The sequence below is a fragment of the Halalkalibacter wakoensis JCM 9140 genome (genome assembly GCF_000513095.1).
Lineage (GTDB): Bacteria > Bacillota > Bacilli > Bacillales > Bacillaceae_D > Halalkalibacter > Halalkalibacter wakoensis.
In genome coordinates this window covers 23,183-46,720 of sequence record NZ_BAUT01000022.1, presented here as the reverse complement: position 1 = coordinate 46,720, position 23,538 = coordinate 23,183, and the positions used below count along the sequence as shown (strand labels likewise).

23 protein-coding genes and 1 pseudogene are annotated in these 23,538 nt (G+C 37.1%); 7 read left to right on the top strand and 17 right to left on the bottom strand.

The features are described from left to right. Positions 1–26 precede the first annotated feature (26 nt). The 3 genes from JCM9140_RS10565 to JCM9140_RS10555 all read right to left on the bottom strand — a co-directional run bounded on the left by JCM9140_RS10565 (position 27) and on the right by JCM9140_RS10555 (position 3,932). Positions 27–1,664, bottom strand: coding sequence for a methylmalonyl-CoA mutase subunit beta (locus JCM9140_RS10565; protein WP_081727654.1), 1,638 nt, complete (start codon positions 1,662–1,664; stop codon positions 27–29). 65 nt (positions 1,665–1,729) lie between these two features. Next, positions 1,730–3,280: an acyl-CoA carboxylase subunit beta gene (locus JCM9140_RS10560; protein WP_034745851.1), complete on the bottom strand. Its 1,551-nt coding sequence runs from the start codon at positions 3,278–3,280 to the stop codon at positions 1,730–1,732. A 25-nt stretch (positions 3,281–3,305) separates the two neighbouring features. Further along, positions 3,306–3,932 carry a TetR/AcrR family transcriptional regulator gene (locus JCM9140_RS10555; RefSeq protein WP_034745846.1) on the bottom strand — a complete coding sequence of 209 codons (627 nt, stop codon included), beginning with the start codon at positions 3,930–3,932 and terminating at the stop codon, positions 3,306–3,308. 243 nt (positions 3,933–4,175) lie between these two features. Here JCM9140_RS10555 and JCM9140_RS10550 point away from each other — a divergent pair, with 243 nt between their 5' ends. Continuing rightward, positions 4,176–4,367, top strand: a complete 192-nt coding sequence (locus JCM9140_RS10550) for a hypothetical protein (protein ID WP_034745843.1) — start codon at positions 4,176–4,178, stop codon at positions 4,365–4,367. A 52-nt stretch (positions 4,368–4,419) separates the two neighbouring features. On the opposite strand, the gene JCM9140_RS10545 is transcribed toward JCM9140_RS10550, so the two are convergent. Then, positions 4,420–4,716, bottom strand: a complete 297-nt coding sequence (locus tag JCM9140_RS10545; RefSeq protein WP_034745840.1) for an IDEAL domain-containing protein — start codon at positions 4,714–4,716, stop codon at positions 4,420–4,422. 210 nt (positions 4,717–4,926) lie between these two features. Here JCM9140_RS10545 and JCM9140_RS10540 point away from each other — a divergent pair, with 210 nt between their 5' ends. Further along, positions 4,927–5,571, top strand: coding sequence for a cobalamin B12-binding domain-containing protein (locus tag JCM9140_RS10540; protein ID WP_052002192.1), 645 nt, complete (start codon positions 4,927–4,929; stop codon positions 5,569–5,571). 13 nt (positions 5,572–5,584) lie between these two features. Continuing rightward, on the top strand, positions 5,585–6,205 hold the full coding sequence (locus tag JCM9140_RS10535) for a hypothetical protein (RefSeq protein ID WP_034745834.1): 621 nt from the start codon (positions 5,585–5,587) through the stop codon (positions 6,203–6,205). Between the two features lie 40 nt (positions 6,206–6,245). Here the strand turns inward: JCM9140_RS10535 and JCM9140_RS10530 are convergent, their stop codons facing one another. From JCM9140_RS10530 to JCM9140_RS10475, 13 genes are all read right to left on the bottom strand, one after another. Then, entirely contained in the window at positions 6,246–9,836 is a 3,591-nt protein-coding gene (locus JCM9140_RS10530) for a CheR family methyltransferase (protein ID WP_034745830.1), read from the bottom strand. Between the two features lie 162 nt (positions 9,837–9,998). Beyond that, positions 9,999–10,739 carry a hypothetical protein gene (locus JCM9140_RS10525; RefSeq protein WP_034745828.1) on the bottom strand — a complete coding sequence of 247 codons (741 nt, stop codon included), beginning with the start codon at positions 10,737–10,739 and terminating at the stop codon, positions 9,999–10,001. A gap of 217 nt (positions 10,740–10,956) precedes the next feature. After that, entirely contained in the window at positions 10,957–11,319 is a 363-nt protein-coding gene (locus JCM9140_RS24465; protein WP_052002191.1) for a P-II family nitrogen regulator, read from the bottom strand. Between the two features lie 2 nt (positions 11,320–11,321). Next, positions 11,322–11,684: a P-II family nitrogen regulator gene (locus JCM9140_RS24460; RefSeq protein ID WP_034745825.1), complete on the bottom strand. Its 363-nt coding sequence runs from the start codon at positions 11,682–11,684 to the stop codon at positions 11,322–11,324. Then, the gene (locus JCM9140_RS10510) at positions 11,656–12,402 is read right to left on the bottom strand and encodes a DUF1538 domain-containing protein (RefSeq protein ID WP_034745822.1); all 747 of its coding nucleotides are present in this window, start codon (positions 12,400–12,402) and stop codon (positions 11,656–11,658) included. Before JCM9140_RS10510 ends, JCM9140_RS24460 begins: the two co-directional genes overlap by 29 nt. Further along, positions 12,399–13,091, bottom strand: coding sequence for a DUF1538 domain-containing protein (locus JCM9140_RS10505; RefSeq protein WP_034745819.1), 693 nt, complete (start codon positions 13,089–13,091; stop codon positions 12,399–12,401). The genes JCM9140_RS10510 and JCM9140_RS10505 overlap by 4 nt, the downstream gene beginning before the upstream one ends. A 141-nt stretch (positions 13,092–13,232) precedes the next feature. Beyond that, positions 13,233–13,892, bottom strand: a complete 660-nt coding sequence (locus JCM9140_RS10500; RefSeq protein ID WP_034745816.1) for a potassium channel family protein — start codon at positions 13,890–13,892, stop codon at positions 13,233–13,235. Between the two features lie 401 nt (positions 13,893–14,293). Beyond that, positions 14,294–14,653: a chemotaxis protein CheY gene (gene cheY / locus JCM9140_RS10495; RefSeq protein WP_034745813.1), complete on the bottom strand. Its 360-nt coding sequence runs from the start codon at positions 14,651–14,653 to the stop codon at positions 14,294–14,296. A gap of 42 nt (positions 14,654–14,695) precedes the next feature. Continuing rightward, positions 14,696–15,142, bottom strand: a complete 447-nt coding sequence (locus tag JCM9140_RS10490; protein WP_034745811.1) for a chemotaxis protein CheW — start codon at positions 15,140–15,142, stop codon at positions 14,696–14,698. Between the two features lie 22 nt (positions 15,143–15,164). Beyond that, entirely contained in the window at positions 15,165–17,207 is a 2,043-nt protein-coding gene (locus tag JCM9140_RS10485) for a chemotaxis protein CheA (protein WP_034745859.1), read from the bottom strand. A gap of 114 nt (positions 17,208–17,321) precedes the next feature. After that, positions 17,322–18,224 (bottom strand): putative bifunctional diguanylate cyclase/phosphodiesterase, encoded by a 903-nt coding sequence (locus JCM9140_RS22515; RefSeq protein ID WP_052002190.1) that lies wholly within the window; start codon positions 18,222–18,224, stop codon positions 17,322–17,324. Further along, positions 18,178–18,972: a diguanylate cyclase domain-containing protein gene (locus JCM9140_RS22510; RefSeq protein ID WP_052002189.1), complete on the bottom strand. Its 795-nt coding sequence runs from the start codon at positions 18,970–18,972 to the stop codon at positions 18,178–18,180. The genes JCM9140_RS22515 and JCM9140_RS22510 overlap by 47 nt, the downstream gene beginning before the upstream one ends. A gap of 57 nt (positions 18,973–19,029) precedes the next feature. Continuing rightward, positions 19,030–19,845, bottom strand: a complete 816-nt coding sequence (locus JCM9140_RS10475; protein WP_034745808.1) for an HAD family hydrolase — start codon at positions 19,843–19,845, stop codon at positions 19,030–19,032. Positions 19,846–20,077: 232 nt separating this feature from the next. On the opposite strand from JCM9140_RS10475, the gene JCM9140_RS10470 reads away from it, so the two are divergent. The 4 genes and pseudogenes from JCM9140_RS10470 (at position 20,078) to phnE (JCM9140_RS10455) (ending at position 23,516) form a co-directional block, all read left to right on the top strand. Further along, positions 20,078–21,031, top strand: coding sequence for a phosphate/phosphite/phosphonate ABC transporter substrate-binding protein (locus JCM9140_RS10470; protein ID WP_034745805.1), 954 nt, complete (start codon positions 20,078–20,080; stop codon positions 21,029–21,031). Between the two features lie 126 nt (positions 21,032–21,157). After that, positions 21,158–21,934, top strand: coding sequence for a phosphonate ABC transporter ATP-binding protein (gene phnC / locus JCM9140_RS10465; protein WP_034745802.1), 777 nt, complete (start codon positions 21,158–21,160; stop codon positions 21,932–21,934). Continuing rightward, positions 21,927–22,716, top strand: a pseudogene (gene phnE, locus JCM9140_RS10460) (phosphonate ABC transporter, permease protein PhnE). The gene phnC and the pseudogene phnE (JCM9140_RS10460) overlap by 8 nt, the downstream one beginning before the upstream one ends. Next, positions 22,716–23,516 carry a phosphonate ABC transporter, permease protein PhnE gene (gene phnE, locus JCM9140_RS10455; RefSeq protein WP_034745799.1) on the top strand — a complete coding sequence of 267 codons (801 nt, stop codon included), beginning with the start codon at positions 22,716–22,718 and terminating at the stop codon, positions 23,514–23,516. The pseudogene phnE (JCM9140_RS10460) and the gene phnE (JCM9140_RS10455) overlap by 1 nt, the downstream one beginning before the upstream one ends. Positions 23,517–23,538: the final 22 nt, after the last annotated feature.

The following is a 23,538-nucleotide window of genomic DNA, read 5'->3' as shown; positions in this document are numbered from 1 at the left end:
AAAATAGGTTTTTTGCTCTTCATTTACTAGCTCCCTCCATCTTTTTTTGGGTGTTGTTGTTCAAAGGGCTCTGCTAGTCGATATTGTTTAATAGGTGTTACACATTCTTTCTTGCCCCCCTCTTTCAGTTGTTTGTGTATGTGATGAAAAGGGGTCTGTTCGCTTACCATTTTTAGAACGTCTTCCATTGTTTCAATTTCGTGCTTTTTGGTTACTTCTTTTTGTTGTTCAATATAATCAAAATAAGAGTTCCGTTCCTCAACTCTCGAAGCAGGTTTCGTTGGTCTTTTGTCATCTGTATTAATATATTGATTAACTCCAATAATCGTTTGCTTTCTCGTTCTCACTTTTTCAACTCTCTTATTCCAGCATTTTTGAACTAGAGTTTGAACGATCCCTTTTTTTAAAGAAGCAGACATTCCACCGTTCTCTTCTAACTCCTGAAATAACTCCCATGCTTTCATAGCCATTTGTTCTGTTAAATGTTCAACGTACCAGGAACCCCCTGCTGGATCGCTTGTAACAGCGAGATGGGCTTCTTCACGGAGAATTAATGATGTATTTCGAGCAATTCTTCTCGCATGTTCGCTAGGCTCTTGTAGTAATTCATCAAAAGGACTGACTTGAAGGCTTTCTACTCCTGCTATAGCTGCTGCAAATGCTTCTGTTGTGCACCTAAGAATATTTACGTGACAGTCGTCTTTTGTTTTCGTAAATGTCGATGTTTTTGCGTGAATCGTCATTTTCTGGCCTTCTTCTGAAGCTCCAAATTCTTTCATGATCGCAGCCCAAAGTGCTCTCGCAGCACGAATTTTTGCAATTTCACTAAAGTAATCACTTCCAATTGAAAATGAAAACAGAAGCGACTGTCCCGCTTCAGTTGCTGATAGTCCTCTTTCGATCAATGCTGAGATATATTCAACAGCAGTTGACAAAGCTGAAGCTAACTCTAAAGATGGACTAGCCCCGCCATTATGGTATATATGGGACTGGACTAGCACGGTCCTTAGTTGTGGATGTTGTTTTCTCGCCCACTTTGTTGCTAGTGCCATTAAATCAAAACTACGATCTAATGAATAATCAATGGAACCAAAACTGACTAATTGATGAAGTGGATCAGAGCCGATTGTCCCTTTCAATTTTTTTGACGTAAGACTAAGCGCCCCAAGGATCGGAAGGCTGACAACTCCCGTATCCAAGTGAAGAGGTTTATTTGACAAATCGATTCCATTCAAAGCTTCATGGACTGTAGAGAGATTAAAAAAAGGAATGCCCGTTTCCTCTTCATTCCTTGTTGGTTTTCTCCCTTGCTTCATTTCACTTGTTAAAACAAAATGAGTATGATCCTGACCTTTTTCAAAATCATGGCTAATTCGCTCGTGCAACAACTTCGGGGTTGCTGCTTCAATCACTTGAGAAACAGACCACTTAAGAGGCTCTTGGGTGTTTCCTCTTATAAATGGATACGTCCCAGGTCTATCATTTAGCGTTTGATTATTTTCAATATCTTTTGATTGATACATTGGCTCTAGAACAATTTCATCAATTAAAGGAGTGAGTAACGATTCGTCAAACGTTTTTCCTTTTAACGTACGCTCCACTAATTGCCTCCACTCTTCATACGTAGGGATTGGAAACTCTTTAAAGGTGTTATCCATAAACATGCCGATTCACGTTTTTTGGCCGTGAACAGCATTTTCCCTCCTCTCGTTTCACGTAAAACCTTTTTTTATAAAGGGATATTGCCATGCTTTTTCTTAGGTAAATGTTTCTTTTTGTTCTTTAGCATTTCCAAGCCTTGAATAAGGCTTTTTCTCGTATCTCTTGGATCAATAACGTCATCAACCATTCCATTCGCGGCCGCAATGTATGGATTTGCAAAACGTTTACGATACTCTGAAATCTTCTGCTGACGCACTTCTTCTGGGGTGTTGCTCTCCTTTATTTCTTTCGCATAAATGATCGTAGCTGCCCCTTCTGGACCCATAACAGCCATTTCTGCATTTGGCCAAGCAAAAACTAAATCTGCTCCAATTGCTTTGCTGTTTAATGCAACATATGCGCCACCAAATGCTTTCCTGACAATGACCGTAATTTTTGGTACGGTTGCTTCTGAATAAGCGTATAAAATTTTTGCTCCATGACGAATAATGCCACCGTGTTCTTGTTGCACCCCCGGTATGAATCCGCTTACATCCTCAAAGGTAATAAGAGGAATATTAAAACAATCACAAAAGCGAATAAATCTTGAACATTTATCCGAAGAATTAATATCAAGTCCTCCTGCCATCATTTTCGGATTGTTCGCGACGATTCCAACCGTTTCACCGTTGATACGAGCAAACCCAACGACAATGTTTTTAGCATAGAATGGTTGCACTTCCATAAAGTCTTCATCATCAATAATCTTCTTAATGACTTTTCTAACATCGTACACTTTTGTCCCATCCACTGGAACGATATCAAGTAATTCATGAATTCTTTCGTCTACAGGTTGTTTGTTTTTCGGTTCAAGTCGGCAAGCCCGCTCTTCAAAATTAGAAGGCAAGAATTGTATTAATTTCCGTACACTTTGGAGAACCTCTTCTTCTGTTTCCCCTGTAAAATGAGCATTTCCACTTACACTAGAGTGAACCTTTGCCCCTCCTAGTTGTTCCGAATTGATTTTGGCTCCTGTTACACTTTCAATCACTTTTGGCCCAGTAATAAACATCTGACTAGTTTGTTCAACCATAAAAACAAAATCAGTGATGGCTGGAGAATAGACCGCTCCACCAGCACAGGGCCCCATGATCACAGAAATTTGTGGAATGACACCAGAATAGATGGCATTTCGGTAAAAAACATGTCCGTACCCGTCAAGAGATAAGACTCCTTCTTGAATTCTTGCTCCCCCGGAATCATTTAAACCAATAATTGGAGCACCATTTTCAGCAGCTAAGTCCATCACTTTAGCAATTTTTTGGGCGTGCATTTCTCCTAGTGCTCCTCCAAATACAGTAAAATCTTGAGCAAATAGGAAGATTAATCTTCCATGTATTTTCCCATATCCAGTTACGACTCCTTCTCCTGGAGCTTCGTTGGAGCCGTTTGGATTTCCTCGATATTCAATAAAGGGATTTAACTCCACAAAAGAATCTTTATCTACTAAAATTTCGATGCGTTGTCGAGCCGTTAACTTTCCTCTCTTATGCTGAGCATCTATTCGTTTTTGACCACCACCATCTTTGATGATATTCCGACGTTCCTCCATCTCTTGTATATAGTCAAACATATCCATATGAACAGCCCCTTTTTACCCTTTTCTAGTTGCTAGCAAGAAAAAAGCGTGCATATTCTGGTTTTACACTAGCCTCTTTTGTTAACACGGCATTCATGACTAAATCAGCGTATATATTGGCAATTTCTTGTATCGAATACTGTCCGCTTTCCTTGTACCATTTGTATGTCCAGTTGGTCATTCCAAAAATGGCCATGGATGTAATGGGCACAGGGATTTCCTGTCTAAATTCCCCACAAGCTTTTCCTTCTTCTACTACACGAAACATCATGTCTTTATATCTTCTTCGCTTTTGCTTGATTGCATCGTAATAATCAGAGCTTAAATAGAGCGACTCTTGATAAAAGACGGTAACATGTGGGCGATATAACTCAAACATCATGACAAATGAGCGAATGGTCTCATAAAGTCTTTCAGCAGGCGTTGTGTAACGATTGTAGGCATCTTCAGCTTTATCTAGGATGTATGTAATGAATGAGTCATGAACGGTATACAAAAGTTCATCTTTTGATTTAAAGTTATGATAAAATCCTCCTTTTGATGATCGACTTTCTTTTACAATTCGGTCCACTGTTACAGCATGAAAGCCGTACTCTTCAAACAAATTGAGAGCGGTTTCAATAATCCTTTCTTTTGTTGGCTTTTTCTTCACTCTAGTACTCACGCCCTTCCACTTCTCCCTAATGTTCATATACTAACGTAACGATATTCATGTATGAGTTACTAACCGACCGGTCAGTCTGCTTAAATTGTACAAAAAGTTCAGATTATTGTCAATCTCTATTTGTAAACGCTTTCAAAAATTAGGGATTTACTTAGTTTTTTCGCTTTCTTGTTAGCTTTGATCTTTTTAGGAGATAATGCATGATAACAACATACTGAAGGAGCGATTTGCATGTTTTATCAAAGGGAACGTATGAGGAAGTTGCTTTCTTATGATCGTTTTTTGTTAACTGCCTTCGATGAGGCAATGAATGTTACCGGAGATGAAGAGGCTGCATTACATGCCATCTTTACTAGTTATGTAAAAAATGATCCAATGTTTACAAATGCCTATAATCTTTTAACGACTAGCGATAAAAGCTAGTTGCTATGTGTCTCAAACCAGTCATTACTGTTTTGAGACACATCTTTTTTTGTTATTCAAAAGTTAAAAGCAACTCAAACCCATCTTCTCTTACCATTTTTCCTTCTTTATGAGCATCTAGCCATTGTGTATATTCTAATGATAGTTGATAGAATTTCATTTTATCTCTTTCTCTCAACGCTTCATCAAGTAAATGTTGCAGTTTATCTTTTTTAAAATGATAGAGAGAATATTCTATGATTGCTTGTGCATACAGTGATTGCACCGTATTTTCCGATTGTGTTTGTAACTGTTGAATGATATTTAGTTGTTTCTCTACTTTTGGATTCATTACAAATTTATTAATCATTTATTATCCCTCCTCTGTATCTATTACTAACTATTCCCATTCGACTTGTCATTCAAACCTCTTCTATCTTTCTCGTTTCTTAAACTGCACCCGTATCTCTTTTCTACTTGGTTATAGTTCTCTTTCTTGTTCTATTATTATATAATATTTGTATAATATCTTTCTCGGATGCTGATTACTTGAAGTCTGAATCATGAAAGGATGAAGACGGTGGAAGACAATAGTAAAAGGCTTGCTCAAGCCTTTTTAGATGGGGATGTTCATTCCAGCTGGATGATTATACAAAACTATGTGAATGAAGGGATGAACAGTTATTATATATATGAAGAACTACTTACGAGAGCCATGCGTCACATTGGTAATTTGTGGGAAAGTAATGACATAACGGTAGCGGATGAGCATATTGCTACAGGTGTTTGTGACTTTGTCCTTAGCAGATATTCGTTTCAATATGTAAAACGTGAGCAAAACAAAGACAAACGTGCCATCTTTTTTTGTTTAGAAGGTGAAGAGCACTATTTAGGAATTAAGATGGTCAATGCCCTTTTTCAAGAAGAAGGCTGGGATGTTCGATTTTTGGGACCAAATCTACCATTAGAATATGCTCTATATACGATCCAAAATGTCAAACCACACGTGGTAGGTATGTCTCTTTCTTTATCCACTCAGCTTCCTCAACTGAAAACGTATCTTGATGCATTGGAAAATATAAAAGAAATGCCTTCTGTTTTAATTGGTAGTCGCTTAGGACCATTAATTGATACGAGTTTTATTTCAAGACCATCTGTTCATTTTATACACTCACTTCAAGATATACGGATGTGGTTACAAGAAGAATCATTGCAGACGAATTAAGAGGAGAGATAAAATGAATATTAAAGCTGTTCCTGTACCAATGTTTCAATTAGATAAACATTTTAATATTCTGTCGTCGTCAAAAGCAGCAGAACAAGTTTTTCTTCCTGCTTCGAATTTTTTAACCTTAGTAGATGATGAAAGCAAAAACAAAGTCACGAATTTTCTCGTTGATCCATTAAAACAACAAGATTCGATTGAAGTGAATTTGCAAACGTACGATAATCCATTTAGTCTTTTTCAATTATTTATTGAATGGGAGAATGAAATTGGTTCTCTTATTTGTATAGAAAAAGATGACGAGTACCAAAGATCAACGCAAATTTTGCATCGGCTTCGAGAACAATTACAATCAATCGATTTTCATGAGTATGAAGCCCATATTCGCAAGGAGCTTCTTCCGGCCATTCTAAATGTAAAATTGAGTGATTTACACCGCTTATCTCTAAGTGAGTATTCGGGATCATTAAAAGATGTTCCATCCAAAATTGATACCACGCTAGATTTAATAAGTGTCCTACGACCTGAACTAATCGAAATTGGAAAAAGTGAGTATTTAGATTTAATTACAAATGAACTAACAGATATTAGTTCGATTATCCATTATTTACTCGCTGCCTCTACAAACGAATAAAAGAAGGTGAATCAAAGCACGTTTTGATTCACCTTCTTTTTTATGATTGTACTATTGGTAACAGAATCGTCACCGTCGTTCCTTGATCAACTTCGCTTTCAAATTTCATTAATCCTTTATGACTTTGAATGATCTTATAGCTTACCATCATCCCAAGTCCAGTTCCTTTTTCCTTCGTCGTATAAAACGGTTCGCCAATTCGTTTAAGTCGCTCTTTAGATATCCCTTTTCCTTCATCTCTAAAGACAATTTTGATTTTCCTTTGCTCAACAGCTGTTGAGATATACACATTTCCACCTGTAGGCATGGCTTCAATTGCATTTCTAACAATATTGATAAACACTTGTTTTAACTCTTTATCAACACAATTAACCATTGGAAGTTCCTCTGCAAATGTATGAATCAACTGGCTATTATTCATGATGGCTTGTGTTTCAAGCAATAAAATCACATCTTTTAAGATAGATGTCACATTTTGTTCTTCGAATTCAACTGCATGCGGTCTTGCCAGTACAAGTAATTCATTAATAATCAATTCAATACGATTGAACTCATTTGACATAATGCCTAAATACTGTTGATCTCCTTTGTCCTCAGCTTGCATTAATTGTAAAAAGCCTTTTAATGCCGTTAAAGGATTTCGGATTTCATGAGCAATTCCAGCTGCCATTTCTCCTAATGCTGATAACATCTCTGATTTGCGAAGTAAGTCTTCCGTGTTCTTTTTCTCGGTTATATCTTCAGCGACACGTAAAAAACGATTGACTTGACCACTATGATTAACGATCGGCATAAAGGTTACGTCTTCCCATCGTTCCTCCCCGCCGTCTGTCATGAAGTTACACGTTCCATCCCAGCGTTTGCCTTCTTTTACAACGTCCCAAGCTTTTAGAAGTGTCTCTTTCGCTTTTGAACTCTGATACAAATCGAAAATGGAGTCCCCAATAATATCGCTTTTCTTTAAGTTCACATTTTTCTCATATGTTCCATTAACATAATCCACAACCCCTTTTTCATCCACCATTAAAATACTAGCTGGACTTTGTTCGAGGGCAAAAGACTTGATCTCTAAAGCTTCATTAATGGTCTTCATTTCAGTAATATCGACAAACGTGATCACCACACCACGAACGAAATTTTCTTTTGTGCGATATGGATGAAGACGAAGACGGTACCACCTTCCTTCTTTGCTTTGAACATCATTCTCTATCTTTTGATGTGTCTGCAAGACGGTAGAAGCATCAACCAATAATTGATCATAGTGAAGATTATGAGATAAATGCGAAAGGGGCCTTCCAATATCGACCTGAATCAAGTTAATCAACTTTGTCACTTCAGGTGTGAATCGTTTAATGTTTAGCCTTTCGTCTAAAAACAACGTAGCAATATTCGTGCTAATTAATAAATTATCAATGTCATTCGTAAGATCACGTAATTCCTGAATTTTCTTCTCATGCTCTAAATTAACATTTACGAGCTCTTCATTCACCGATTGTAGCTCTTCATTTGAGCTTTGAAGTTCTTCATTGGCAGCAATCAATTCTTCATTCGTCGATTGATACTCTTCATTTGACGTCTCCAACTCTTCAATCAATGTCTGCATGGATTCCTTTGTATAAATTAACTCCGTTTCCAAGTCAGCAATAAACTGTTGAACATTGCTTTCCAAGTCATATTGTTTTGATTCTAATTGAAGAGAAGGTAATTGTTCCTGCTTGTTTACTTCTGTCAGCAAAATGATTGCTAATGATGCAGACTGATCGACACTTATTTGAAAGGGCTTTACACTTAAATGAACGTATTCCTTTTCTGTATCTGTTGCCACTTCAATATGGTTGTAATGAACTTCTTCTTTTTCATTTCTTACTCGTTTTAACGCGGTCCCGATTGCCACAGAAAGATTAGTTGGAACCATTTTCAATATATTAAACGTTGCGTTTCCATTTGGTAACTTCACATATTTTTGAACGTTTCCACCTGTTATCACAATTTCATTCGCTTCATTTACAACAAGACAAGGAACAACAAACTGTTCAATTAACGTCTCATAAATGGGATTCAATTGTTTTGTTGAGCCATGACGCTCTTGGTAAGTTGAATACTTGTTTGACTCTGACATTTCCGTTCTAGCATGCCTTTGACTAGTAATGACACTTGAATAGTTATGTAAGGAATCAATATATTTAAAGATTTTCCATTTATGATGAATGGATTCAAACATATCTGTTAATTTGCCTATTGTTTCACTAGGACCTAGGAACATATAACCCTCTTTTTTAAGTGCAAAATGAAACATCGATAAGATTTTCTGTTGAAGACTGGACTGAAAGTAAATAAGCATATTCCGGCAACTTACTAAGTCTATATTTACAAAGGGGGCATCCTTAGCTATATTGTGAGGTGCGAAAATGATCATTTGTCTAATTTCTTTCTTCACATGATAAGATGAACCATCATAATCAAAAAAGCGCTCTAACCGTTGTTCGGACACTCCGACAATCGCTTGTCCAGAATAAGAGCCTGCACTTGCTTTTGAAATTGCATCACGGTCTAAATCAGTGGCGAAAATCTTCACTTGGAATGATTCATCTAGATAATCCAAATATTCCTTAATTAAAATAGCAAGTGAATAAGCTTCTTCTCCAGTTGAACATCCTGCTACCCAGATCCGTATGTCTTGATCATTCTCTCTTCTTTTCTTCTCAATCAGTTCTGGAATGACTTGCTGTTCTATAATATCAAATGCTTGTTCATCTCTAAAAAATTCCGTTACATTAATAAGCAAATCCTTTTGCAGTTTTATAATCTCCTCAGGATGATCGATTAAATATTCTTTATATTCACTAAGGCTTCGAAAGGGAAGTTGATTGAGCTGAATTCTTTTTTCAATTCTACGAAGGATCGTATTTCTCTTATAACACGTAAAATTAATTCCACTTTTACGTTGGATTAACGAACAAATTTGCTCTAAAACAAGGAATGTAGCACGATCTTCCACATCTGCTGAGAATTGTTGTTGTCTTTGTGTTCGCTCCTGCTGAATGGTTTCAAATAACTCTGCCATTTTTTCTGGCGGAACAATATAATCGACTTTATTTGATTCTATCGCATGACGAGGCATTTCTTCATACTTTGCTGAATTTACTTGTTGAATGATAACACTACCTCCAGCATTATACACTTCAGCAATTCCAGCTGTTCCATCATTACCTTTTCCTGACAAAACAACAGCAATTGCATTCTCTTTTCGTTTAGCAAGAGACAGAAAGAAGTGATCGATCGGAAATGTAAGTGTTGGCTTTTCGGAAAGCTCCTTAACTTTAAAAATGTCTTCGATGTCAATTAACGTTCGTGGCGGGGCTAAGTAAATCGTATTTGGCGTCACATTCATTCCATCACGAATATGTTTTATTGGAATGTTCGTCTTTTTGGCTAACAATTCATCCATATAGCTTTTAAATTTAGGAGATAAATGTTGCACAATGACATAGCTTAATTGAGAATGTGGTTTTACACGCTCAAACAATTTTTCAAGCGCTTCTAAGCTCCCAGCTGATGCACCAATACCCACGATTTGGATAACTTTGCTGTCTGTTATGGGTTGTTGCTTTATCGGTTCTTCCTTGATCATCGTACCTCACCAACTACTTTCTGTAAAAATTCTGTTAAAAGACATCAGATTATTTAAGTGGTAACTCCTAAATTTCTGTACAAAACGTCAACAATTCTCATAGGTTAATAGACATAGTATATCATCTATACCCCTCTTTAACACTATCCAAACTATGTTTATTTACTGACAGCTTCTTAACTGTTCGCCTTTGTTCTTACGTTGTTCTTTAGTTAGCTTTGGACAACTATAACAGTACGTCCCTTCTCCTTTTAAGTAACTTAAACAGCAAGTCCCTTTTATTTTAATTTGACTAGCTGGATCTTTCCAACTTTCTACATATCGAAAGGTGAGGAGAAACGGATTCCGTTTTAAGTTGAAAACTTCTGGAGTTAAGTGTTTTAGTGAATCATGCTTTTCCAATACTGATCGTTCATTTAAAGCTACCCACGCCTCAAGACGGTTGTAATAAGCATTTGCTACTAGGCCCCAAATGTGCTGTATTGAGAGTCCAGAGCTTTCAGCCACTCTCTCAAAGACGGGCTTGAGGTCAGCAAAAAAGTGAGACAAGATTAAATCATGATCATCTGCTTGGTTATCGATACTAGCTAACTCCGGCTGCAATATTTGAAAATAAGCTTCCTTCCCGTTCTCAATAAAATGAACCCTCTCTGCTTTCAACCATCTGTTGTGAACAAAATATGTATAAAGATGAGCACTAATTAAACTTCCAAACCACTTCATTACATTCGCTCCGCCAACCCTATAATCGGTTGCTTGAAAACAATTTGTCCTGTTCTGAACAATTAGCTGTACCTTTTCTGTATTCGTCATATCCGAAATTGGCACACCCTTCACGTTTGACGAGTGATAAACTAGCTCTATCGAAAACTGATTTGAAAGTTCTTCTAAAATTAGATTCATGTTAGAGTCTCCGTTCACATATTTAAAATATATAAGTATTGTAACAAATGATTATACCGCCAGATAGTTAATTGCTTGTTTTTTGTCGCAGATTAAACCGCAGCTACTTAAAAAGAATCGGGTATGAAGTTAATGATTCATACTCGATTCTATCATTAAACCTTCTGAAAAAATCTCTGGAGCAAGACAGTGCAAAACAGGAAATGGCTTATTCGTATTAATTCTGTTGATTCTCCTCTTTATTGTTAACGATCTTGTTAACAATATGATTAATTCCTATTGTTCGTTCTACTTCTAAGACAAATGCAATCCCTTTACCTGGTTTATTCAATTCAGCTTCAACTAGTATAGTTTCTAAAACTGCATCGGTTTTGTCTCTATCAATTAAAGTTAAAATAAGCTCTTTTTCAGGTTCTATAGCTATAGATAATAGCTTGGCCTGTTCATGAATACCAGTACCACGTCCATAAATAATTGTTCCCCCTTCTGCACCAGCTTTCTTTGTGGCTTCTATTACTTTTTCAGAATGTCCTTTGTTTATGACGGTTACGATTAAATCATATAGAATAGGAGTTTTCATCCTTAACCTCCAATGTTCGTTTTTTCATTTTTAAAATTTAATAAATGGACAATCCCTGCAACCTTTTTCACATCTACAATAAACCCAATCCCATTTCCTGGTTTATCTAATTTACCTGCTTTTTCTACCGCAGAAAGAATCAAATCAAGTTTATTTTTCGGAACCAGTGTTAAGATGACTTCTTTCTCAGGCTCTACAGTTATTCCTAGAAATTTTTTCTTTTCATTAATTCCTGTACCACGTCCATATAAAATAGTCCCACCTTCAGCTCCAGCTTCTTTTGTTGCCTTTACGACCTTGGAAGCTACTCCTTTTTTTACAATCGTAACGAGCAATTTATGAGTCAGATTCAAATGTTCGATCATTTTCTTTCTCCTTTCGTCCATATAGTAAACCAAGTGTTAATACAGATAAGATAGGGGAAAGGGCAACTAAAGCAATCATCCCAAACCCGTCCAGTAAGGGGTCACGTCCTTCTATAACAGTAGCAATTCCAACTGCCATTGCTACAATGAATGTAACTGTCATTGGTCCAGTAGCCACTCCACCTGAATCAAAAGCGATCGCTGTAAATGTTCGACTCGAAAAGCGTATCATTAAAAGGGCTAATAAATAGCCTGGAATAATAAAATACCACAATGGAATTCCTAATAAAATGCGTAATAGTGACAAAGCGATTGAGAAAGCGACACCAATTGATAGTGTATACAACATAACCTTCTGTGGAATATACCCACCTGAAACTTTTTCTACTTCATGGTTTAATATTCTAACAGCCGGCTCTGCAAACGTTGCTACAAACCCTAATACAAATCCAATTGGAATTAGAATCCATAAATGCTCCATCTGGCCTAAGATTGTCCCCATCGCTTCTCCAGCCGGCAAAAAACCTATGTGTACCCCTTGTAGAAAAAATGCTAACCCCCAAAAAGTAAGAAGCACTCCTTTTAATATATCCAATAGCTTTTTCTTTGGTAACTTCAGAATGAAAAATTGAAAGAATAAAAAGAAAATAATTAAAGGAATGAGGGCCATTGTTACCTCATAGAGCACGTGTCCAAAACCTTCAAATATGTTTATCATCCGTACACCACCCCTAGCACTAACACAGCTAAAATAGGACCTATAGATGCTAACGCTACTAAACCAAAGCCATCAGTAGAAGCTGATTTCCCTCTTAATACAGAAGCGACTCCGACACCTAGGGCAAGAATGAACGGAACAGTCATCGGTCCAGTTGTTACCCCACCTGCATCAAATGATATTGGTACAAAATGAGCAGGTGTAAACGCAGCTAGTAAAAAGACTAAGCCGTATCCCCCTATTAACAAATAGGTGATGGGAATTTTCAGCAAAATCCTAAGCATTGCTAATCCAACAAAAATAGCTACACCTAATGCAACAGTATAAATTAATAGATTACTAGAAATAACTCCGTCTGAGACAAGATCCACCTGCATGGCTAAGACTCGGACATCTGGTTCTGCAACGGTTGCCACAAATCCTAATAGAAACCCAAAAAAGACGACTAACCAAGCTTTCCCCATTTTTGGTAAAGCTGCTCCAATCATTTCTCCGACTGGCAACAAACCAATATGGACTCCTAATAAAAATAAGATAAGACCAACAGAAACCATTACAACTCCAATAAGAAATTGAATAAACACGTCTGTCGGCATTCCAATAATGGTGAATTGTAATAAAATGACGACAAGTGATAGTGGAATAATGGCAAAAACCACTTCTTTAATCGTATCTTTTATTGTTTGCATTTAACCCCTCCTCTTTTCATTAAGGTAAGATAGATCCTTATAAGAAGTTTACCATTATATTCATGGCGACAAACATGGTTTATTGAATATTGAATGTCTTAAATAAAAAAAGGGTATTGGAAGAATCCAACACCCTTTTTTTTACATTCCTTCGTCTTCAAAGCGTTTTAAATCATTTTTATGGCCAAAGACAATAAGGATATCTTTCTTTTCAATATGATCTGTCGGCATCGGTGCAATATTAATGTCTTCTCCTCGTTTAATACCAAGAATCGTACACCCATATTTCGCTCGAACATCTAAATCAATCAGTGATTTATTGGCGACTTTATCTGTTGCAATTAACTCAACGATGCTATAGTCTGCTGACAGTTCAATGTAATCAACAATTTTCTCTGAAGTTAAATGTTGGGCAATTCGAATTCCCATATCTTGCTCTGGGTGAACAATCCGATCAGCCCCTATCTTTTCAAGTACCCTTTCGTGATAGTAGTTCTGAGCCTTGACCCAAACGTTGGCTACACCAAACTCCTTTAACAAAAGTGTACACAAAATACTTGATTGAATATCATCTCCAATGGCTACAATGACATAATCAAAATTACGAATCCCAAGGGATTGTAATGCTTTTTCGTCGGTCCCATTTGCAATGGCACTATGAGTAGAATGCCTTGTCATATCATTTACTTTTTCTTCTTTTGAATCAATGGCTAACACTTGATGCCCTAATTTATAAAGCTCTTTACACACGCTGCTGCCAAAACGACCTAAGCCGATTACAGCAAACTGTTTTTTTACCATCTCAATTCTCCCTTTCAAAAACAAGTTGACCGAAGCTTTCTATTTTCTCTTTCAAACTTACGCTGAAAACTAGTCTTATCATACATCAATCCTTTTATTATATCCAAGGGATTCCATTAAAGTTACGTGCCAATCATTTATTTAGATGTTTTTAATTATATTGTTGTTTCCTATTAGTCCGTTCCATTGCGCTTCAGGTACTTGCTTTCCGCGGGGAGGAAGCCAAGCCCCCACGACGTTCCGTCTGTGGTGTCTTGCCTTTCCCTCTTTTCCCACAGGAGTCAAGTACCTTCCGCTCCATTCCACTACAGGTTTATGAAAGATATCAACAAAACTTATAAAAATAACCTATAAAAAAGCTCATAATCACCTAAATTCGGGTGATTATAAGCTTTTTTTGTTTAGCCGAGTACTTTTTTTATGGCTTCTAGAACGCGATCAGCTTGGAATGGCTTTACAATAAAGTCCTTTGCTCCTGATTGAATCGCATCAATGACCATTGATTGTTGGCCCATTGCTGAACACATGATCACTTTTGCTCCGCCATCGATTTGTTTAATCTCTTTTAGAGCTTGAATGCCATCCATTTCTGGCATCGTGATATCCATCGTTACTAAATCCGGAGAAAGCTCTTTAAATTTTTCAACTGCTTCTGCTCCATTAGCCGCTTCTCCTGCTATTTCAAATCCATTTTTTGAGAGAATGTCTTTGATCATCATTCTCATAAACGCTGCATCATCAACAATAAGTACAGATGCCATTCCTATCACCCCATAAGATCATATATAAATTGGTTAATACTATTAATTCATTTGGACAACTTTTTCTAAGTTAAGCAGCGTGAACAACCTTTTATCAAGCTTCACGACTCCTCGAATATAATCGGTTTCAACACCACCAATAACTTCTGGTGATCGTTCAATTTTTTCAACTGGTATATCAATGACATCATTTGCACCATCAACAATAAAACCAAGTTCGAGTTGATCATTTGATATAACAAGAATGCGAGTTGCTTCATCATATTCTTTTTCCTCAATACCAAATCGCTTACGTAAGTTGATGATTGGTGTAATGACACCGCGTAAGTTCATAACCCCTGTTACAAATGAGTCGGTTTTAGGAATTCGTGTTACAGGCTGCATTCTCTCAATCGACTGAATGTAATCTACTTCTAGTGCATATTCTTCATCTTTTAGTTGAAACACAATGACTTTTATCTCTGTTTTAGCAACCGTATCATTAGACAAACGTGCCACCCCTCTTTCTAACTTACTTTATTAATGCGTTTGTATCGACAATGAGAGCAACTTGACCATTCCCTAAAATCGTTGCACCTGAAATAGCAAATACATCTTTCAAGTAATTTCCAAGCGATTTTAGGACAATATCATGTTGACCAATTAAGGAGTCAACGACGAGCCCTGCTACTTTGTCACCTTTATGAACAATGACAAGCGAGTAAAATTCTTCATCGCTATGTTCACCTGGGACTTCGAAAATGTCTTTCAAGAAAATTAAAGGAACCACTTTTCCTCTAAAATCAATTACCTTTTGATTGTGAACACTATAGACTTCACTTTTATTCACAATTGCTGTTTCAACAATGGATGAAAGGGGAATTGCGTATTTTTCCTCTTTTACTTCAACAAGCATAACATCAATGATTGACAGTGTTAATGGCAATTGAATAGAGAATACAGAACCTTTCCCAAGCTCAGAATTAACGGTTACAACGCCACCTAATGATTCAAATGTATTTCGAACAACATCTAGACCAACCCCACGCCCTGAGACATCCGTTATCTTTTCAGCCGTTGAAAAACCAGAAGCAAAAAGCAATCCATATACTTGTTGATCGGTTAACTTTTCTGCGTCTTCTTCAGTAACTACACCGTTATCAAGTGCCTTTTTCAAGATCTTGTCCCGATCAATTCCAGCACCATCATCCTCAATTTCAATAAAGACATTGTTTCCACTATGGAACGCTTTTAGAATAACCGTACCTTCTTCAGGCTTTCCAGCAGCTAGACGTCGTTCTGGCGTTTCGATTCCATGATCAATCGAATTTCGTAATAGATGAACAAGAGGATCTCCTATCTCATCGATAATCGTTCGGTCTAACTCTGTTTCAGCTCCAATAATCTCAAGCTTCACTTTTTTATGTAAGTCTTTTGATAAGTTACGAACCATTCGAGGGAAGCGATTGAACACTTGTTCCACTGGCATCATCCGCATATTTAGGATGATTTCTTGTAAGTCCCCAGAAATTCTCGACATTCTTTCAACGGTTTCATTTAATTCGTTGTTTCGAAGCTCACTCGCTATTTGCTCAAGTCTACCACGGTCGATTACAAGCTCCTCAAACAAATTCATCAATACATCCAAACGCTCAATATTGACTCGAATGGTTTTGTTCATCTCACTTTGACCAGATTTAGCTTTTGCAGGCGCTTCTTTTTCTTGATTCTGAGTTGTTCCTTCCTTTTTTGGGGAAGGTGATTTTTCTTTTTCTTCTTCTTTTGTTTGAGGAGTTTCCTCTTCTTTCACTGCAATGGTTTTAATATCAAACGACTCTACCACAACATCCGTAATCTCTGAAACTTTTAAAATACGTTGCTTGATTTCATCTGCTTGTATTTTCGAAATAAGCGTGACGAGAAAATGTTCATCAAAATTCTCGGACTCTAAATCTTCTGCAGAAGGAGTCGATTTAATCACTTCTCCTACTTGCTCAAGCACATCAAATACCATAAAAACTCGAGCAGCTTTTAGCATAGCATTTTCATCAAGAGTCACTTTTATTTGAAAGGTTGAATAGCCTTGTTCCATTGATTGCTCAAGAACCGTTGCTTCAAACTCATCATACGATTCATGTAGGCTACTTGCTTTAGCCGGAGCTTGCTGATTCGATTGAATTTCAGGTTCGAGGCTTTCTCCCTTTTCAATCCTCTCCAGTTGAGCCACGACACCAGTAACATCTCTTTTGCCGTCTCCTCCACTTGCAATGTCTGTTACCATTGCCTCAAGGTCATCAACTGCCATGAAAACAACGTCTAAAACCGTAGAAGCAGCTTCTAACTTCTGGTTACGAATTAAGTCTAATACATTTTCCATGTTATGAGTTAGATGAGCTAAATCTTCGAAGCCCATTGTTGCAGCCATCCCTTTAAGTGTATGAGCAGACCTAAAAACTTCTCCGACAATAGACAAATCATCTGGAGCTTGTTCTAGTCTTAGAAGATTGTCATTAATTGCTTGAAGATGTTCTTGACTTTCATCAAGAAAAACGTCTAAATACTCTGAATTGATCAAGCCATTCACCTCTACGTATCCTCATTTGTCGTATTTACGACTTTTTTTCATAATATCATACTTCTAGTATAAATTAAGATTTATATATAGGAAATATGAAATAGTTTTTTTGTCTCACTGCAGTCCGTTCATAAATAATTCAAAATCGTTTCCTGTTAAAGGCTTTGAATAATAATAGCCTTGTATTTTATGACAATTGTTTTGAGTTAAATAAAGCAGTTGTTCCTTCGTTTCCACTCCCTCTGCCACAACAGATATTGAAAGGCTATGGGCTAACTGAATAATCATTGAGATAATTTCCTCAGCTTGCTTTCCTTTCCCAATACCTGCGACAAAAGTTTGATCAATTTTCAACTCATGAACTGGTAACTGATTTATATATTGTAGGGAACTATAACCCGTTCCGAAATCATCAAGACTAATCTTCACACCTAAGGCAAGTAGTTGTTTGACAACAGTAGAAGTTCGATCTAGGTCGATCATGACACTCTCTGTAACCTCAATTTTAAGTAAATGTGGTGGCAGCTCTGATTCCTCTAACACTTCAGCAACCATTTCGACAATGCTTTGCTGCAAAAACTGACGCAATGATAAATTTACAGAGATCGGCACTTCTGGTAACCCTTTTTCGATCCAGATTTTTTTTTGAAGACATGCTTGTTGCAATACCCACTTTCCAATTGACGTAATTAAGCCCGTTTCTTCAGCAATCGTAATAAATCGATCAGGACTGATTAATCCTTCCAGTGGGTGGTCCCACCTAACGAGGACTTCTTCTCCGCAATATTGATTAGTGGCTATATGATATTGTGGTTGAAACAACAGTGAAAATTCATTTTTCTCAAGCGCTCTCCGTAGGTCATTTTCAATATGGAATTTCTCATGTATATCTAAACGCATCTCATGCTTGTATAGATTATATGTATCACTACCGATTAATTTTGCTTGATAAAGAGCTACATCTGCAGCCTTAATTAATGCCTCGACATTTTTTGCATTTTTCTGGATAGATAGCAATCCCGATGCTTCCTGTCAACGTAAACTCATATTGATCAATCATAACAGGACGCCTTATTTCTTTAAGTAAACATATAGCAAGGTCTACCACTTCATTTGCTGATTGTAGTTGTGGTTTAATGACGATAAATTCGTCACCACCAACACGAGTCACTATATTCCCTTGTTCAACTATTGATTTTAGTCTATTTGCAATGATTTTGAGTGAGCTGTCTCCCCACTCATGCCCAAGAGTATCGTTGACGTGCTTGAAGCGATCTAAATCAATAAACATGATCGCAAGCTTTTCATCAGCTGCTCTCGCCTCTTGAATATGAATCGATAATAAATCAAGTAAAGATCTCCGGTTCGGTAATTCGGTTAGCTCGTCTTTCCCTTTTTGCTTTAAAAAAGTCTTATGAATTATACCTATTCCCCCAATGACCTTTTCGTTTTCGTAAATAGGTTCAATTTGGATGGTAACAGGTATGCTTCCGGATTCTAAAAAAAGGTGAATTTTCAAAGTCGATGCATGTCCTGCACCGACCTTTTTTACATACGATTTCACTTCAGGTACATCAATATCTCGTACAACGTCTATCAAATAGTTAGGTAAATAACCAATAAGCCTCTCAAATGACTGACTTACTTTTAAAAACTTTCCTTGATTGTCCAATGTGAAAATGGCATTCTCACTGTTTTTTAAGAGAAAGTTCATTTCTTGTTCCATTCTATTGAGCTTTTTTAAATTCTCTGATTGATTAGTCAAGTGCTCACTTCCCTTTTTCAAAACTTCAGCAAGCTTACCTTTTTCATTCAATTGTGTTTAGGAAAAGCATTTTGTGACAGATGGGATAACCGTTAACAATCCATGGTTCATTTTAAAATCGTGTGGATTTATGTAATATCCTTTCATTCCAAGTAACAAAGCGGGTGCAATTTCATTAATGAAATTATCACCAACCGAAACAGCATCCTCTGCTTTTATGTTGTATTGTTTTAACAACTCTTCAAAAATCATTGTCGTTCTTGAAGGCTTTTGAGCAGAAGTCACAATATGTTCAAACACCCCTTGTAAATCTAACTCTTGCAGAAGTCTTCCGACGTCTTCGCTGTCACTATTTGTCACAAGTACCATTTGTGTTTGTTCTTTCAATTCCTTAAGACCTTCTTTTAAACCAGGTAGTTGATCTAGTGTGAATTGGTCTGTAACCATATACTCTTTTGTTGCTAAATAGCTTGGATAACAATCTTCTACCCCAAAATGCTTGGCTGTAACAAACGGGAGCCACCATCCGTCTCCAATTGCTATCATATCTTTAAAATTAAATTCAAGAGTAGCAGGATACCATTTTGTTGTTTCTTCTGGACTTACTTCAGTTCCATCCCACTTGTGAGCCGTGGTTACCATTAATGTCATAGGGTCAATGGTTAAGACTAAGTCACGCTTCACATCATATGCTTTTCCGATTGAAACAATGTGATTGCCATTTTTCATTTCTACGTATTCATTCGTAAAGGCTGCTTTATATTCTGTTTTTACGTTCTCTTTTAATTTTTCTGCATAATAGTCAAAATGGTCGGTCCCCTCATATAAAGTTCCGTCCAAATCAAATATGACAAGCTTATAGTTCGATAGCATTTCATACTCCCTTTCTTTGTCCATACATTCTATTTTAGCATAATCGAAATTTGAAAGAAAAAACTAAAATTAGTCGGAAAATGTAACAAATGTGTTGTAATTGTAAACAACATTAGTGTATTTTTAATGTTGTGTGAAGAATCCATGAATGTGATAGATATATCTTTGATATTCATGCATAATCACACTTGTATGAAAAACAATACATACTAAAAAAGAGGGGTTGACAAGTTTGAAGAAATTATTATCTTTCATGTTTGTGCTTGTGCTAGCTATGGCACTTGCAGCATGTGGAGCAGCAGACGAGCCAGCAGAAGAGGCACCAGCTGCAGATCCGGTAGAAGAAACGGATGCTACAGAAGAAGTAGAAGATGATGCAACTGCTGATTATCCATCTGAGATCGTTATGGGATTTGTACCATCACAAGATTCAGCAAATATTGCTGCGACAGTAGAACCACTTGCTGAACGTCTTTCTGAAGAGTTAGGAATTCCAGTACGCGGTGAGGTTATGACAAACTACACGGCTACTGTTGAAGCTATGGGGAATGACCAAGTGCACATTGGTTTCCTACCTCCTTTCGGCTATGTTCTTGCAACAGAGCGTTACGATCATATTGATGCGGTTTTAAAATCAGTTCGTCACGGTAGTTCAACTTACAGAGCACAATACACAGTTCGTGCTGATTCTGATATTGAATCTCTTGAAGATCTAGAAGGAACAATCTGGGCATTAGCAGATTTAACTTCTACAAGTGGATATCTGTTCCCAGCAGCTCAGTTAATGGATGATTATGGTGTTGAAGAGGTTGAAAGTTTCTTCTCTAACATTATCCAAACTGGTGGTCATGATAACTCATTAATTCAAGTTTTAGAAGGCGATGCTGACGTTGCTACAACGTTTGAAGACGCTCGTGATTCCATCGTTGGAGACTATCCAGAAGTAATGGAAGAGCTACGTGTTCTTGGTTACACGGATGAAATCCCGAATGATACGATTTCTGTTTCAACAAACCTTCCTCAAGATTTAATCGATCGTATTATTGAAGTATTCCTTTCATTCAATGAAGATGAAGAAATGCTTGAAATTATGGATTCTGTTTACAACTGGACTGGAATCGATACAGCTACTGACAGTGACTATGATGTCGTTCGTAGTGTCGCTGAGAAATTTGACATTAACTAATTGAAAGTTCATTTAGGGGGAGAATAAACTATTCTCCCCTCCTCTTTTGTCTTTTCTAGGAAAATAATAATGAGAAAACAAAAGAGGGGAATTCTCTTCTATAAGTAAACGAAATGAGGGAAAAAAATGATTGAATTTAAAGATGTCTCGCTTGTTTATCCAAATGGTACTCAAGGTTTAAAAAATGTAAACCTTAAAATAAATCAAGGAGAATTTGTTGTCATTGTAGGTTTATCAGGAGCAGGAAAATCAACACTCATTCGCAGTATGAATCGTCTAGTTACACCAACTGAAGGTGAACTTATTATTGATGATGAAAATATACTATCCTACAACCAACGTAAATTACGTAAATTACGTACAAAAGTAGGAATGATCTTCCAAAATTACAATCTCGTTAAGCGCTCTACTGTTATGAAAAATGTCATCTCTGGAAGACTTGGTCATACCGGAACTTTGGCAAGTCTTTTTAACCTATTTCCAAAAGAGGCTGTTTCACTTGCATATCGTAGTCTTGAACGCGTTAATATTGCTGAAAAAGTGTATATGCGTGCCGATCAATTAAGTGGTGGTCAACAACAACGTGTTGCCATTGCTCGCGTTTTAACGCAACAACCTAAAATTATCTTAGCGGACGAGCCCGTTGCAAGTCTTGATCCTCCAACTTCTCATCAAGTTATGACCTACTTACGTAAAGTAAATAAAGAAGATAATATTACAACCATTGTCAATTTACACTTTATTGATATGGCGATGGAGTATGCTGACCGCATTATTGGGGTTCGTGCAGGAGAAATTGTCTTTGATGGTCCTGCAAGTGAAGTGAGTGAAAAAACGTTTGAAGAGATTTATGGTCGAAAAATTCGAGAGGATGACCTTGTAGGGGGTCAAGACAATGAGTAAACCTGAAATACAGGGGGTCGTTTCCTCAAAAGCTAAATTACGAATGACGATCATTTTAGTAGCCATAATTGGAGTCTATGCCTACACGTCTTGGGCTACTAGATCTACTCCTATGGATCTCATTCGTGGATGGGGTGGATTTCAACGAATTTTAACAGATCTTTTCCCTCCAAACTGGCTTATGCTCCTCAAGTTTGGGAAAAGTTAGTTGAAACGATTCAAATGGCCATTATTGCAACAACTTTTGCAGCGATCGTTAGTATCCCTATTTTCTTGCTTTCAGCTGCGAACCTGTTTCCAAGTGCTTGGATCCATCAACCCGTTCGTTTTATCATGAACGTTTTACGTACCATTCCTGATATCTTACTTGCCATTATTTTTGTAGGTATCTTTGGGGTAGGAGTATTCCCTGGTATTATGGCTCTTTTTATTTTCTCTTTAGGTCTACTAGCCAAATTAATGTATGAGACGGTAGAATCTATCGATATGAATCCATTAGAAGCAATTCGCGCTTCAGGAGGCAACACTTTACAAGTAATTTGGTATGCCGTTATCCCACAGGTGTTACCACAATTTGTCTCTTTTAGTTTGTATGTGTTTGAAGTGAACGTTCGAGCTTCAACTGTACTTGGGTTCGTAGGAGCAGGTGGAATTGGTCTATTGCTCCAACAACAAATCAATTTCTTTAATTTTCCTAGAGTCATGACGATTATTATCATTATCTTTGTTGCCGTCGTCATTATTGATACATTAGTAATAAGATAAGGGAGCGAATTGTATAATGGATTTAGTCATGCCACCGAAAAAGAAACGTTCAGTATCAAAAATTATTCGTAACATAGTTATTGCCCTTGCCCTTATTGCTCTATATGTTTGGACATTTGCTACAATAGATGTAAGGTGGGACCGAGTATTTAGTGAAAGAACCATTGAAAATTTTGGTCGTGTTATCCCTCAACTATTCTCACCAGATTGGGGAGCCTTTCAAAATGTAATGGGCTTAATGTGGCAAACGTTACAAATGGCTTACACAGGAACACTTTTGGCTGCTGTTTTAGCAATCCCATTTGGCTTTTTCGCAGCGAGTAATATGGTTAAGAGCAAATGGTTGAACAACTTATCAAAAGGATTTTTAAACGGAATTCGTGCCTTCCCTGAGTTAGTTCTTGCGTTAATGTTCGTTGCTGCTGTTGGTCCTAGGCCCTTTGCCGGTGTATTAGCTATTGCGATTGGTTCAATCGGGATGCTTGGAAAGCTTTATTCTGAGGTAATCGAGTCCATTGATATGCATGTCATTGAATCTCTCCAAGCAAATGGTGCCAATAAAATGCAAGTTCTTTTTTACGGAGTCATTCCTCAGATTATTCCTGAGTTTCTCTCGTATGCGATTTACCGTTTTGAAATTGATGTTCGTGCCTCAACGATTCTTGGTATCATTGGTGCTGGGGGTATTGGTACTCTTATCACGATCTCCATTTCAAACCGTAAGTGGGATGAAGTTGGGATGATTTTATTAGTCATTATTGTGGTCGTAACCATCATCGATTACTTAAGTGCAGCGATTCGTAAGCGGATTGTCTAATTCAATACACAAAGAAGCAAGC